12 protein-coding genes, 1 pseudogene and 1 riboswitch are annotated in these 14363 nt (G+C 63.1%); of the genes and pseudogenes, 2 read left to right on the top strand and 11 right to left on the bottom strand.

All coding sequences use genetic code 11. From position 1 onward, the window contains the following. Entirely contained in the window at nt 1-486 is a 486-nt protein-coding gene (locus BBF93_RS14545; protein WP_114106405.1) for a hypothetical protein, read from the top strand. A gap of 30 nt (nt 487-516) precedes the next feature. Continuing rightward, complete coding sequence (locus tag BBF93_RS14550; protein ID WP_114106406.1) at nt 517-2337, top strand: DUF262 domain-containing HNH endonuclease family protein; 1821 nt, start codon at nt 517-519, stop codon at nt 2335-2337. Here BBF93_RS14550 and BBF93_RS14555 read toward each other — a convergent pair. The 11 genes and pseudogenes from BBF93_RS14555 to BBF93_RS14605 form a co-directional block, all read right to left on the bottom strand. Further along, nucleotides 2327-3502 (bottom strand): cysteine desulfurase family protein, encoded by a 1176-nt coding sequence (locus tag BBF93_RS14555; RefSeq protein ID WP_114106407.1) that lies wholly within the window; start codon nt 3500-3502, stop codon nt 2327-2329. The genes BBF93_RS14550 and BBF93_RS14555 overlap by 11 nt on opposite strands. Before the next feature lie 6 nt (nt 3503-3508). Further along, nucleotides 3509-3883 carry a DNA sulfur modification protein DndE gene (gene dndE / locus BBF93_RS14560; protein WP_114106408.1) on the bottom strand — a complete coding sequence of 125 codons (375 nt, stop codon included), beginning with the start codon at nt 3881-3883 and terminating at the stop codon, nt 3509-3511. Next, the gene (dndD, locus tag BBF93_RS14565; protein ID WP_114106409.1) at nt 3864-5873 is read right to left on the bottom strand and encodes a DNA sulfur modification protein DndD; all 2010 of its coding nucleotides are present in this window, start codon (nt 5871-5873) and stop codon (nt 3864-3866) included. Before dndD ends, dndE begins: the two co-directional genes overlap by 20 nt. After that, entirely contained in the window at nt 5870-7354 is a 1485-nt protein-coding gene (gene dndC / locus BBF93_RS14570; protein ID WP_114106410.1) for a DNA phosphorothioation system sulfurtransferase DndC, read from the bottom strand. The genes dndD and dndC overlap by 4 nt, the downstream gene beginning before the upstream one ends. Continuing rightward, nucleotides 7354-8466, bottom strand: coding sequence for a DNA sulfur modification protein DndB (dndB, locus tag BBF93_RS14575; RefSeq protein WP_114106411.1), 1113 nt, complete (start codon nt 8464-8466; stop codon nt 7354-7356). Before dndB ends, dndC begins: the two co-directional genes overlap by 1 nt. A gap of 331 nt (nt 8467-8797) precedes the next feature. Beyond that, nucleotides 8798-9637, bottom strand: coding sequence for a sulfonamide-resistant dihydropteroate synthase Sul1 (sul1, locus tag BBF93_RS14585; protein ID WP_000259031.1), 840 nt, complete (start codon nt 9635-9637; stop codon nt 8798-8800). After that, nucleotides 9631-9699 (bottom strand): annotated as a pseudogene (locus tag BBF93_RS14590) (QacE family quaternary ammonium compound efflux SMR transporter); the annotation flags it as partial. The gene sul1 and the pseudogene BBF93_RS14590, both read right to left, overlap by 7 nt. Nucleotides 9700-9746: 47 nt before the next feature. Next, nucleotides 9747-9833: riboswitch (ZMP/ZTP riboswitch) on the bottom strand. A 192-nt stretch (nt 9834-10025) separates the two neighbouring features. Further along, nucleotides 10026-11381 carry an IS1380-like element ISKpn23 family transposase gene (locus tag BBF93_RS14595; protein WP_003168745.1) on the bottom strand — a complete coding sequence of 452 codons (1356 nt, stop codon included), beginning with the start codon at nt 11379-11381 and terminating at the stop codon, nt 10026-10028. A gap of 204 nt (nt 11382-11585) precedes the next feature. Next, nucleotides 11586-11744 carry a hypothetical protein gene (locus tag BBF93_RS19695; protein WP_199288416.1) on the bottom strand — a complete coding sequence of 53 codons (159 nt, stop codon included), beginning with the start codon at nt 11742-11744 and terminating at the stop codon, nt 11586-11588. Nucleotides 11745-12044: 300 nt separating this feature from the next. Further along, nucleotides 12045-12971: a DUF2493 domain-containing protein gene (locus BBF93_RS14600; RefSeq protein WP_114106412.1), complete on the bottom strand. Its 927-nt coding sequence runs from the start codon at nt 12969-12971 to the stop codon at nt 12045-12047. 292 nt (nt 12972-13263) lie between these two features. Next, entirely contained in the window at nt 13264-14295 is a 1032-nt protein-coding gene (locus tag BBF93_RS14605; RefSeq protein WP_114106413.1) for a toprim domain-containing protein, read from the bottom strand. Between the last annotated feature and the right edge of the window lie 68 nt (nt 14296-14363).

Genomic DNA, 14363 nt, shown 5'->3' on the forward strand with positions numbered 1-14363 from the left:
GTGAGCTTCATTCTTCCCGTCAATGCACGCAGCTTCTTCGGCTTTGAGGGGCAACGCGCATTTGCGCGCTCCCTGACGCCCAAACGCGAGAGCGCGGTGCGCTTTTTGATGTTCGACGCCTTCTACTGCTGCATGCTACTCGGCCTCGATCAGGCCAAGCTCGGTGACGAAAGTCGCCTTGAGCCCGCCAATTTCACCGTCGGCTACCCTGAAGCTTACAAGGGCCAAGCGGAATTGATCGCTGGACTTCTGGTCGATGCCGAAATTCGCCGGCTCGATATCGGCCCCGACGACCGGGAGGACATCGAGCGGCAAATGGTCCATTTGCTCGACCTGTCCTCTCCCTCGCGCCTTAGTGCCGATGGCGACCAACTGCTCAATCGCTACGCGGTCACCGGCTTTGAGCGTCTGCGGACCGCGATGACCGAATGCGACAATCTCGAGGATTTCCTAGTCGGCTATCACCGTATCTGGGTGCAGCCGTAATTCCGGACTGCGCCGGGGAGCCAATCGGCCATGCACATAAACCCTGCCCAAGTCAGTATCGGCGAAATGCTGTCCAATCGCGGCACCTTCGAGGTGCCAAAGTACCAGCGCAATTACGCTTGGGACGAAAGCCAAATTGCTTCCTTCCTCAAGGATCTCGAACTGTGTCGCGGCGCACGCCTGGCTGATTCCGACAAGCCGCGGCATCATTTCTTCGGTGGCATCGTAACCGCCAGCGCGACAGCGACAGGCAGCACGCGTCCCAACAATGAGCTGATCGACGGCCAGCAGCGGCTTGCCACCTTCATGATGCTGATGGTGCAGGTCAAACAGACCATGCTGCGTCTGGCCCACGACGCGCAGACCGGGGGCGATCAGGAACTTCACGACTTTCTCGTTGCCAAGGCCAAACTTATCGCCGATCGCTACGAGACCTTCAGCGACAGTATCAACATGCGGATCGTGCAGGTTCCGCGAGTCCAGCTGTCGGCACCCGACCAGCCCTTTTTCGATGCAATGCTGCGTGGTGCAACACCGCCGCCGCAGCGCCGGTCGCACGAACTGCTCGCTAGCGGATTTGCGGCCATTGGCCAGCATCTCGCGACGATCGTTGGCAGTCTAGGCGATGTTGCGGCGAGAACCGCCGCTCTCGAGACGATCGTGCAGGTGGTCGAGATGGACTGGACGGTGATCCACATGGCCGCCACCCAGCGCAAAGACGCTTATATGCTGTTTCAGGTCCTGAACGACCGGGGTCGAAGCCTGACCGAGGGCGAGCTGTTGCGAGCAAGCACCTTGGAAGCAATCGAACCGGTCGCGCCCGCCCATGTGATGGAAGCCGTCGAGCAAGGCTGGGACGCGATCCTGTCGGGGCGAAACCACGACGTCCGGATGGGCCTGCAATGGGTTCATGCGTCGCAAGTCGGCGAATGGCCGGGACGTTCGACCTTGCTCGCCGATTTGACGCGCAATCTGTTCCCGCCCTTGGCGTCCGAAGAGCCGCTCACCCGCGTCCAAGCGGACGAAGTGGCGGCCTCGGTCGCTTCGGTCCAACGCGACTTCAAGATCCTCGACGAGATTCTCGCCGGCGAATGGCCGGTGACAGCGCACGCCGCCATCCGCGCCTGGGATCGTGATCGGCTGCGACTCCTTGTCGTGCATCTTCGCCAGGTCGATTGTTTGCCGCTGTTGATCGCGGCGAGCCTGCTGCCGCCGCAGCACTTTTCCGAGATCGTCCAGGTGCTCGAGCGCTTCTGCTTCCGCTACAGCATCGCGGTCGACGGACCGCCGCTCGAGGCCATCGCCATCTATGATCGCCATGCCGTCGACATTCGCCGCGATCCAGCCGCCTACCGGCCGGGTGGGCTGGTCCAGGAGCTGCGCGAGTTGATCGAGCGGTTGGCGCCAGACGAGGTGTTCCGCCCGCGGCTGGAGGCACTGCACTACACACGTTCGGAGAGTCGCAAGCCGCTTAAATATTACCTGATGACGCTGGAGCATTTCGCACGCTGGTTCGACGATGGTGCCCAGGGGCGCCCAACCTGCCGCGACAACACGCGCGTCCTCGATTTCGAGAACAGTACGATCGAGCATATTTACCCCGAGAATGCCGCGGAGCCCGATCCCCTCCTTGAGCCCTATCTGGACACGTTGGGGAACCTCACCATCCTCGGCCCGGAAGACAACGATGCCGCCGGCCATAAGAGCTTCGCCGACAAGAGGCGCTATTTCGAGGCGTCGCAGAACACCCTCAATCGTCAGGTTGCGGCAGAGGCAAACTGGACGGCCGACGCGGTGCGTCAGCGCCAGGAACGTCTCGTGCAAATGGGCCTGAGCGTGTTCAGGCTGTAGCGACGATATCTGGCGCTGACGCGGAGAGACGCTGAATTTCGGCGACTAGGAGATCGGTCGCGCGCGCCATCTCCTCCTCGGTGGTGAACCGACCCGGTGAGAGGCGGAAAGCGGTGCGGGCGCGGGGCGTGTCGCCGAACATCGCAAGGAGAACAGGCGAAGTCTCGATTTTCTCGGTGGCGCAGGCCGAAGAAGCCGAGAAGCTGACATCGTCGCGGAGCCGCCGGATCAGCGCGAGAGGTTCAACCCCTGGAATCGACAGCGAGAGGTTGTTGGCGATGCGCTGGTCCAGATCGCCGTTGAACTGGACACCGGCGATAGCCGCCTCGAACTGTGCCCGCGCCAGCGCCAACATGCCGTGGAGACGCGCGGCGTCACCATTGCCCTCACTCTTCGCCAGTGCCAGCGCTTCCCCCATACCGACGATCGAGGGCGTGTTGAGCGTGCCGGGCCGCAGACCGCGCTCCTGACCACCGCCGAAAAGGATCGGGGCCAGACGGGCACGGGGCCGCCGCGAGCGGACATAGAGCGCCCCGATCCCTTTGGGGCCATAGGCTTTGTGTCCCGACAGGCTCGCCAGATGGACATTGTCGCGTTCGACGTCGAGCAGCCCGTAGGCGCCGACCTGGGCGGCGTCGCAATGAAACAGGATGTCGCGTGCGGCGCAGAGCGCTCCTATTTCGGCCACGGGTTGACGCGTGCCTACTTCATTGTTGGCCGCCATGATCGAGACCAGCGCGGTATCTTCGTTGAGCGATGCTTCGAGGGCACCGAGGTCGATCCGGCCCGCTTCGTCGACCCCCAACACGGTGATACGCCAGCCTTCGCGCTCGAGTGCCCGGCACGGCTCCAGCACCGCCGGATGTTCGATCGCGCTGGTGACGATATGGCGTTTGTCCGGATTGGCACGCGCCACGCCCAGAACGGCGATATTGTTCGCTTCGGTGCAGCCGCTGGTGAACAGGATCTCGTTGGGACGGGCGCCGATGGCCGCCGCGACTTGCTCGCGCGCATGGTCGACGGCCTGGCTCGCCGCGTGACCATGGGCATGTTCGACGCTCGAGGCATTGCCGAACACCTCGTCGAGATAGGGCAGCATCGCCGCCCGCACGCGCGGATCGACCGGCGTGGTCGCATTGTGGTCGAGATAGATGCCGTGCGCCACGCGAACCTAGGCCGCTGGAACGAGACGCAGCACATCGGCGGGTGTCTTGGCTCGCACCGACAATGTCCCGACGCCGCGGTGGATATGACCGCGCAGCCGCATGAGAAGCTCGTCATTTTCGAGCGGGTCGGAGGGGGCGGCTCCCTCCTCGACCCAGCGCAGAAGTGCCGCGAACAGCGCGCCATATTCGCCAGTCAGGGTGTAAGCATTGAACTCCGATCCCTCCTCGTCGGGCGGATGCGCGCCGCCGAGCGGACCTTCCTCAAGCGAGGTCATCAATGCGATCCGGCACAGCAGATTGGGGGTCAACCCGGTCCGCTGACGAAGCGAGCGCAGCTTGCTCGTCGCGTCGCTTGAGATCCTAAGCTTGCTGTAGTGCACGGGGGCTCTCCGTAGAGCTATCGCTGCCGAAATAGCCTGGCGTCACGTCGGTCCGGCCGTCGTGCTGGTCGAAATCCAATCGGAAGCTGTGCGAGATGCTGGGTTTGAGCGTGTTCAGCAGTTGCTCGTCGATCTCGGTGTCGGTCGACAGGAGGATCACTTGATGAGACGCGCGCGGGAAATAGCGCTCGACCAGCTTCGCCCGGTGCTCAGAATCCAGTCTGGCGAGCGGCGTATCGATGATCATCGGCAGCGGGCGACCACTTGTGCGGGCCAGCGCCCAGAGCATCGCAATCGCATAGATCTGCTTTTCGCCCGCGGACAGTGACGCCTTGGGCATGGCATTGCCGGCGCGATCGATCAGCGTGGTGGCGAAGCTGACCGGGTCGATCTCGATGCCGACGAGCAGATTTTCCTTGCGCGCGAGATGATTGAAGCACCGCACGAACTCATTCTTGAGCTGGCCGAGCTTATGGGCGAGCAGCCGTTCCTCATAATCGCCCAGCGCTTGTGCGGCGCGCGCGGCGAGCGCCGAGCGCTGCTGGGCCTTATCGGAACCCGCTTGCTCGTTCAGCAGCCGCTTCTGCTCGCGTTCGAGCGTGACGAGCTGCCCCTTTATGAGCTTCCATTCTTCCTGGCGTGCCGCTAACTCCGCCTCGGTTGCCCCTAACTTGCGTTCGCTCAGCTGAAGCTCATCGAGCAGCAGTCCGGCGGACGCATTGTCGGCGCGATCAAGTGCCGTCTCCAGCGTGCGGGCACGGGCGCTCAATCGGTCCATTTCAGACAAAAGATCGGCCGCGCGCGGCCGGACGATCGATTCGACCTCGTCAAGGCGCGCAATAGCGGCCGTGCCGTCGCCGACCTCGCGGATGGCCGGGCAGTCGGCCGCAGCGCCCGGCGCACGGGTCCGCGAATGCAGGAAGGCTTCAAGATCGCCCCAATGCGCGGTGCCCCATTTGGCCGTGCGGGCCGGGTTTCCATCGGCCCGCCATTCCGCGATCGCCTCGAGCAGCGACGCGGTCGCGCTGGCATCATAGCCGACACCCGCTCCGGTCAGCGCCTCGCGGAACGCGGCAGTGAGTTTGGGCGCCATCGCGAAAGGCAGCAGCTTGTTGGCGGTATCGCGCAATTCATGTTCGGCCTGAGCCATGGCGCGGCGGACATCGCCGCGCTCAGCTTCGATCTTGTCACGCTGCACGGCCGCGTCGCCGCCTTCGGCGACGAATTGGCGCCGCACCTGCTCGGCCGCACGTGCTTGGGAATCGCGCTGCGCGACAAGCTCGGCGACTTCGTCGCCCAAGGTCGCAGCCCGTCGTTCAGCGACCTGAATGTCGCGGTTGACCGCCTCGAGCCGCGCGATGGCGGCGCTGTCATCATCCTTTTGATGCCGGGCGATATAGAGACCGAGATCGACCCTGAGCCGGCCGACGAGATCGATGCCTAGCAGGCTGCGAATGGCGCTGCCCAACTGTTCATCGTCCTCGTCGCCCTCGGCAATCTCGCTGATCTTCTCACCATCGAAGAAAAACAGCTGCGAGACGCCTGGCGGGACCAGCTCTTGGAGAAAGCTGTGCCACTCCTCGCGGGGCACCGAGGTGATCGTTTCGCCATCCTTCAGGAGGTCGAGCGTCTCGACAACGCTGCGTCCCCGTGTCGCCCATTCACGGCGGATCTTATAACGATGGATCGTGCCGGCCTCGGCATAGTCGAATTCGAGCGAGACTGCCGCGCCGTCACTACCGGAAACTCGGTTCACCCGGTCGCGCAGATAGGCGTCATAGTCAGCTTGGGCGACCCGCGCGCCGAGCGCCCGGCGACCATAGAGCGCGAGGCGCACGGCTTCGAGAAAGGTGGTCTTGCCGACACCATTCTTGCCACCGATGAGGATGACCGGTGCGCTGCTTCCCTCGCGCCGCCGGGGAATCAGGTCGAGCGTGGTCGTGCCGGCATAGACGCCGAAGTCTTGAAGCGTGACGTTGCGCAGGATCACGCCGGCAGGTCCTTCTCGAAATCGAGCGCCGGTTGCATCGCCAGCGCTTCCAGCTCCTCGTCGCTCTCGACTTCCTCGGCCTGCCGGCCGGCGAGACGCTCTTCCAACACCGCGTCGAGATCACGCCATTCCTGACGGAACAGGTCCTCGATCCGCGTGTGGACCGCGTGGCGTCTCTTGAGGCCATGCGCCGCGCGCTCGACGTCGAGCAGCTTGATCACCAGTTCCGTCGGCACGTCCCGCTCGCGGCAGAGCTCGTCGAGCAGGCGACCATCATCGACAGTGAACGCGATGCTGTCTTCGATCACCCAGTCAAGATCGCGGCCGAGCGTTTCGCGGACGATCAGCGGCACCGAATCCGCCCAGTCGCCGCGTTCGGCGCGCCAGATGCGGCGGATCTCGTGCAGCTCGGCATCATGTACCAACAGCGTGTCGTCGCCCGGAGGCGCTTCGCGCTGCACCTTGATCTGCGTCTCGAGCAGGCGCCTGAGCAGCGTCTTGCAGAAATCGAGCGTATAAGGACCGGGCACCGGCGTGTCGGTGCCCTTGATGAAAGCGACCTGACCGCTGCGCCGCCTGAACTCGCGGTAGAGCTTCTTCTTTTCGGGCAACTGGGTTTCGGCGAGCAAATCGCGGAAATCGAGCAACGGTTCAAGCCAGTCTTCGCCTGAATCGATCATTGCTTCCATCGAGCGATCTCGCTCGACAACCGTGCACACCCAGCAGCCGAACCGCGAATTGCCGCAGCTCGGCGTAGTCGTATCGACGACAAGCGGGCATTCGCCGGCCTGGGCGTTGCGATACATCGCAACGAGATCGCGATTGTCGTTGCCCCATGGCGAGGGATGCTGGAGCAGATAGGTCCAGACGTCATCGGTCGAGAAAGGCTCGATCGGCGCGTAGACGAAGGCGTTGAGCAGCGAGGAGTGCCGCGACAACGCCGATCCCTTGATCTTATGGAATGACATGACCTGGGCGCGGGTCGCGCTTTCAGATGTACGAACCCCAAGCACCATGACAACTTCACCGAACTCGGCGACCCGACCCCGGATGAAGTCGTTGGCGGGTTCGATCTTCAACCGCTCCGTGCACCAGCGAAAGCGCCGCGACGGGGCAGGATAGCCGCGCCCGATCATGTTGACCCAGAAGCTGCGGTCGACATTGGGCGTGACCTTCTCGGTCTTGATCGGCAGGCCCTGCTCGGCGGCCGCCTTGGCAATCCGCTCCAACGTCACATCGATGTAGCGAACGATCACCGGCGTTTCGACCAGCGTATCCGAGCTGATCACATAGATCGGCTTCTGTCGCTGCTCGGCGGGCAACTCGGAAAGCGCGGTCCAGACCATCTGCAGCGCGCATGTAGAATCCTTGCCGCCCGAATAACCGACCACCCACGGGCGGTTGTCCGAAAGGTAGACCTCACGGATTTCGCGATAGCGGTCGGTAAGACCGCCACCATCAAGTGCAGACGCCTTCGCCATCAGCTTGCGGCCCGCAATTTCGGCATTTCGGCCGGGGCATACAGATCCTCGACCTTCTGTGCGTCGGGAGTCAGGGCCATGCCCAGCGTGCGAACGATGACGTTGGTGACCAGCGTCACATTGTTTTTGGAAATGTTGACCTTGCCCGCGACCAGCGCGCGATTGTCCCAAAGGGTTCGGTTGGCCCGCGACCAGTCGATGTCGTTCAACCGAGTCAGCCGCTTCTTCCAGTCCTTGGGGTGCAAGGCAATCAATTGCGCGCCTGCCTTACCGATCGCCTGGACGGCGACGCCATGAGCATGAATGCAGTCGCGGCGAAGCTCATAGGTCGACACCTCGCGCTTCGCGACGCGCTGCCAATCGGGCATGTTCGCTATTACCGCCGTCCAGAACTCGACTGCTAATGCTTTATCGCACTCGTCGACCGTTCCAGACTTCGACTTGCCGATCAGTTCCATGGTGGCTTGATGGATGCTGCTCAGCGTAAAGAATTTGGTAGAGCGGTTCGAAATGCTGGTGCTGTCGTAGCAGGTGAAGTCGCGGAACAGCGGAATGGCCGACGTCACCTCCCGCGACAGCGCGGCAAGCGCATCGCGGTGATTGTAAAGCAGCTTGATCGACTTCGTGGGCTTGACCGCGTGAATATTGAGGTCGGCGAACATCTGTTGAGAGCGCTTGAGGCCGCGATCGGCAAAGACGACCACGGAGATTGTCTCGTTTCCCAGAGAAGGGCGCTCGCGGATCGCCTCCTCAATCGCCGCGCGGCGATGCTGGCCATCATTGATTAGAATTGTTGCGCCTAAGTCAATTCGAAGCTGGCCAACTTTCCGCAATGCGCCCTCAGCGGCCGCAGGGACGAATTCGATCTCGCCATCGATTGACGCGCACAACGAGGATAAGATGTACTCGCTGGCATTGTTCGCGATATAGCTTGCGATGGCTGGCACTCGCGCTTTGTTAAGCACACGCTGAGCGCGCAAATCTGCCGGCATCGCATCGTCATCGAATTTGAAGAGGCGCGGCACGACCTTGAGCGGCACCATTATGACATAATAGGCGACCCCAGCTTGGACACCGCGGATAGCCGTAAACTCGAGACTGTCGCCGTCCATATCGGACCTCCTCGCCAAGCCAGTCATATGGCTGAGCTAACGATGGAAGTCAATTTTCTTCGTTTGGACGTTTATTCAAATAACTTCCTGCTTTTGGTTATCACCCTGGCAGCCCATTGCGGATGCGCGCCGCCGGTGGTGGACGCCTGAGTCGATATCACCCGAGCAGGCGACCCGAACGTTCGGAGGCTCCTCGCTGTCCATTCGCTCCCCTGGCGCGGTATGAACCGCCGCCTCATAGTGCAGTTTGATCCTGACGAGCCCAGCATGTCTGCGCCCACCTTCGCGGAACCTGACCAGGGTCCGCTAGCGGGCGGCCGGAAGGTGAATGCTAGGCATGATCTAACCCTCGGTCTCTGGCGTCGCGACTGCGAAATTTCGCGAGGGTTTCCGAGAAGGTGATTGCGCTTCGCAGATCTCCAGGCGCGTGGGTGCGGACGTAGTCAGCGCCATTGCCGATCGCGTGAAGTTCCGCCGCAAGGCTCGCTGGACCCAGATCCTTTACAGGAAGGCCAACGGTGGCGCCCAAGAAGGATTTCCGCGACACCGAGACCAATAGCGGAAGCCCCAACGCCGACTTCAGCTTTTGAAGGTTCGACAGCACGTGCAGCGATGTTTCCGGTGCGGGGCTCAAGAAAAATCCCATCCCCGGATCGAGGATGAGCCGGTCGGCAGCGACCCCGCTCCGTCGCAAGGCGGAAACCCGCGCCTCGAAGAACCGCACAATCTCGTCGAGCGCGTCTTCGGGTCGAAGGTGACCGGTGCGGGTGGCGATGCCATCCCGCTGCGCTGAGTGCATAACCACCAGCCTGCAGTCCGCCTCAGCAATATCGGGATAGAGCGCAGGGTCAGGAAATCCTTGGATATCGTTCAGGTAGCCCACGCCGCGCTTGAGCGCATAGCGCTGGGTTTCCGGTTGGAAGCTGTCGATTGAAACACGGTGCATCTGATCGGACAGGGCGTCTAAGAGCGGCGCAATACGTCTGATCTCATCGGCCGGCGATACAGGCCTCGCGTCCGGATGGCTGGCGGCCGGTCCGACATCCACGACGTCTGATCCGACTCGCAGCATTTCGATCGCCGCGGTGACAGCGCCGGCGGGGTCTAGCCGCCGGCTCTCATCGAAGAAGGAGTCCTCGGTGAGATTCAGAATGCCGAACACCGTCACCATGGCGTCGGCCTCCGCAGCGACTTCCACGATGGGGATCGGGCGAGCAAAAAGGCAGCAATGACGCCGTGGCACATTGGCGACTTCCACGTGGAAGTTTCACCGAGCTGACTCGGCGGGCCCAGGCGAACGGCCATTTACGCTACGCTCCCTAGTGGTGCTCCACTTAGCATACATTCCCCAAGTGGCATGCCGTCTGACGTGAGTTTCGCCTGAATCCGACCGCAGGACAATCATTTTCCGTCCCGAGCGGCGTCGTCGGGCGCGCAAGGCGCTGAGACAGGGCAGATCGGCCCGCGAAGCCGCCGTGTTGTGCCCTGGTGGCGGTGTTTTTCAGCGCAGCGGACAGACCCATCCTGCCGTTTTCGTTCAGTTTGGGCGTGGATGGCGGTCATGCGCATAGCGGAGGCGCTCGCAATCGGCGGATGGCGGCGAGGATGGCGCGGACCATCGGACCGGTGACGGCCACCTCGGCCAGCTGGAAGGTGATGGCGCGGGCATGGCGGACGACACGTGCCCCGATCTTGATCAGCTTCAGTTGCAGGCTGGTCAACGACCAGTCGGCCATCGTCTCGGGCAACTCGATGCAGCGCAAGAAGATGGCCAGGTTGTAGGCCAGCGCATGCAGTTGCAGTCGCACCTCATTGTCGCGGAACTTCCGGCATGACAGCCGCGTCCAGTGGAAGGCATATTTACCTTCCTTGATGTGCTGCTCGGCGGTGCCGCGCTGGTTATAGAACCGCACCACCCAGTCGGGCTCCATCGGCAGGTTGGTGACGATGAAGCCGACACGCGGGAACAGTTCGCCCGGATGCCATTCGATCTTGGCGATCACCCGGCGTTCCTTGTCCCAGGATGCCGCCTGATACTCGAAGTCTTCGTAGAAGCGCTTGACCTTGGTCAGCGAAGGTCGCCCGACAGGGCGCGTCAGCCGATGCGCGATCTTCTCGCGCAGGACGTTGTTCGCAGGCAGCCGGATGGCGTAGAAGAATCGGGCTTCTTCCAGCCGCTCATAGATCGCGGGGATCGCGTAGGCGGCGTCAGCCCGGAAGAACCGGCCGCAAAGGTCGCGCTCCGCGTAGCGGGCGATGACGGGGTCGAGAACGTCCCGCCAGCCATCGGCGCTGTGGACGTTGCCATGGCGCAAGGCGCAGCGCTCCAGCATGCCGAACTGGTTGAACAAAAAGTTCGGGTGATAGCAGGTGCAGTCGAAATGCCCGTTCCAGGCCGCGCCCTCCTGATCGCCATGGGTGGGGCTGACCGAACTGTCCATGTCCAGAACGATGTACTTCAGCCCGTTACGGTCATGGAACCGGTCGATCCATTGGCCATTCAGGTCGGCCAGCGCGGCACGGTTCTCGGGCTGTGCCAGTGTCTCGGTCTCGAACCGTCCCATCTGCGAGGCCGAGGCCGCTTGCGCATCGACAGCCCTTCCACCCACGACCTGGCGCATCACCGGATCGAGGGCCAGGCGGTCGGCGTCGTTCACATCCTCGTATCCGGCCAGTCGCCCGAACACCGATTGCCGGAACAACCCGTCAAGCCGGTGGACCGTGTTCTTGCCGCGCCGGGTGTCGCGCAATGCTTTTGCCGCCAGATCGGACAGCCCGAGCGCGTCATCCAGCTCGCGCATCACCAGCAGGCCGCCGTCGGAACTGAGCTGCGCACCTCGGAACTCCACATGCACCCGGCGGTCGAACTCGACCCGATCTGCCCGCTTCGAACCCGCACCCTCTGGGTGATCCATCAAACGCGCCCCTCACGGCCATCAACACCATGATTTATATCGGAAATATTGAGATCCTGACAGCAAAATCAGCGATTTACTTGGGGAATGTGGGCTGAGTAGTTGAGCATGCATCTGAAGGCAGAGCGATCTTTGTACCCTCGTGAAGCTAGCGAGGTTGCAGCATACGGGCAGTTATGACCTGAAGCACGAGGAAAATCACGCTCAGAAGGGATCGTAAACCCGCACAATCAGCAATGGGTCGCCATCGTAATCGGCATCGGTCATGACGGCGTAGCCATCGCTGGTCTTAATGAGAACGACGCAGGTCATCAGCGTCTTGGCGAGGCTCCAGGCGAATTTCTGGGCGGTGGGAAGCGACATGATCCTTGCTCCTGTTTTCCGGAGCGAGGACCGTCCCCGCTCGACAGGCGCACGGGCGACCGACGCGCGGCCGCGATCACCGAAAGCGAAGCCGAAGGCCGCAAGCTTTGCTTAGCGGACCCCTTGCGGGTTGATCGTCACAAGGCAGCGCTAAGGTCAGAGGGTAGCCAGAGAGAGCGGGGCGCGCCCGCTTCGGAACGGGAGCTACAGTGTCTCCTCCGTCCAGAAGTTTGCCTGAAGCCGAGAAAGCGCGTCGGCTCTGACCGAGTCCCGGCCAGCACCGGCGTGCTGTCAGTCTCGTCAAGACCGATTCTGGGTCTTGCGGAAGTCGAACACGGGGATACCAAGCTTGCGGGCCTTGTCGGCGAGGTTGTCCTGAATGCCGGTGCCGGGGAACACGACGACCCCGATGGGCAACACATCGAGCATGGCATCGTTACGCTTGAATGGGGCTGCCTTGGCGTGCCGCGACCAGTCAGGCTTGAATGCCACCATCGCCACCTTGCGATTGTCGGCCCAGCAGGCCGCGATGCGTTCGGCACCGGATGGCGCACCGCCATGCAGCAGGACCATGTCGGGATGCTTGGCGCGGACCCGGTCGAGTGCGGCCCAGATCGCGTTGGTGTCGTTGCAGTCCTTCCCACCGGTGAAGGCGACCTTCGGCCCTGCGGGCAGCATGACCGTGGTTTCCGCACGGCGGCGTGCGGCGATGAAATCGCGGCTGTCGACCATCGCTGCGGTCAGCGCCCGGCGATTGACGAGACTGCCGTGGCGCGGATGCCAGGCCGAGCCGGTATGGGTGCGATAGAGATCGCAAGCGGCATCGCGCATCAGCTCATGGGCGTTGCGCCGTTCGATCAGGGTCAGACCCTGCGCCAGCAATCGCTCCAGTTCGACCGATGCGACCTCGGAGCCGTCCTGTTCACTCTGTGACCGGCGCTGCGCCTGCTCGTTGTCGTCGAGTTCGCGTTCGACGCGCTCGGCGGCGCGGTGGAACAGGTTGACCGTCGACCAGAGCAGATCGTCGAGATCGGGTTCGAGCCGGGTGTCGGCAAGAGTCCCGATCAGCGCGTCGAAGATGTCGGCGACGGCACCGGCCACACGGTCGCCCTCGGGAAGCGGGCGCGGGTCGGGGTCGTCCTGGAATGGGCGGAAGCCGTAAAGTTGCAGCTCGTCGAGGATATGGCCGGTTGGGGATTGGTCCTGGGGTTCGTCGAATTCGGTCATCGGGGCTGCTCCGTCGCTGGACCGCGCCTCTCGCGGCCTTCATGGGCGAGCAAAGAGCGGGGGTGGACCGGGGCGGCACCTGTCAGGCCGAAGCGCAGCGAAGGATGGCGGAGCGCGGCTTTCTTGTTTCGCGAGGAGCGCCGTCACGGCGCGGGGAAGAAAGTCGCGCGCAGCCATTGCCGGCCCGGTCCGGCTCCGGTCCTTTCGCCCCTCTCGAAGGCCGAGGCGCGGCGTTATAGGCGAAGGGAACGGCAGAAACGAGAACGGGCGGACACCGCTTCCATCCCGGTCGTCAGGCGATGACCAATTCGGCATCTTCGGGCGCAAGCTGGACTCGGACCTCGGCTTGCATTGCTTCCCAGCCGATCTGACGCAGGTCGTCGTTGAAGTCGCCGAGCATGGCGTCGAGCATGAGCGTTTCGATACCGATCGCTTGCGCGCGACCCGCCAGCGTTGCGGCAGCGTTTATCCCCGCCGGGTCTTTGTCACGGGCGATGTAGAGTCGGCGCAGATTCGAAGGCGTTTGAAGGGCAGCCAGATGGGCTGCCGAGAGTGCTGCGATCATCGGCATCTGGGGCAGGATCTGGCGCAGCGACAGCATGGTCTCGATGCCTTCACCGGCGATAATTACAGGCCCGGGCTGACCAAATCGAACACCGTGCCCGAGCAGATTGCCCATGGCGCGACGCGACGTGGCTATTGCCGCCTTGCCGTTGCCGGTGGGATCGAGCCACGTGCGATGGACGCCGGTCAGGTCGCCGTCGTTGTCGCGTACGGCTGCGATCAGTGCCGGGAACGCTTCCGCTGTACCGGGCGGATCGCCGGCATCAGTGCGATACCAGCAGTTGGGATGGAAGCGGAGACTGCCACATCCGCGCAGGTCGGTGATCCCACGGTGGCGCAGGTAGGCTTCGGCGAGCGTGCCCTTGATCGGCTGCGACATGGCCCAAAGGCGTCGAGCGGCGGCGGGCGATCCGGTCGGAACCGGCGGCAGCGGTTCGAACGACGTGGGTTCCGGTGGCGGCAGCGACAGGAAGTGCCGTGCTTCGTCGAGCGTGTCGGCCAGCGATGCGTGTCGCTGATTGGCGGCGATGAGGTCGAGCAGGTCGCCATGCTCGCCGGTGGCGGCATCGGTCCATTTGCCCGCGGCACCCTTGCCGGAATTGGGTCCGGTCAGCCGCACGAACAGGCTGCGTCCGGGCGTGCCTTCGACATCACCAACGAGCCAGTAACGACCATGACGCCGGCCTTGGGGAAGATAGTGGCGGCATACGCGTTCGGCGTTACGAGCGAGCTGCCGGGCAAGGTCGGATGCATCAGGCATCTGATCCTCCTGAGACAAGAAAAGGGTCCGCCGCGGGGGAACGGCGGACCCTCAGTTGCGAGTGGGTC

Source organism: Hyphomonas sp. CACIAM 19H1 (genome assembly GCF_003325995.1).
Lineage (GTDB): Bacteria > Pseudomonadota > Alphaproteobacteria > Caulobacterales > Hyphomonadaceae > Hyphomonas > Hyphomonas polymorpha.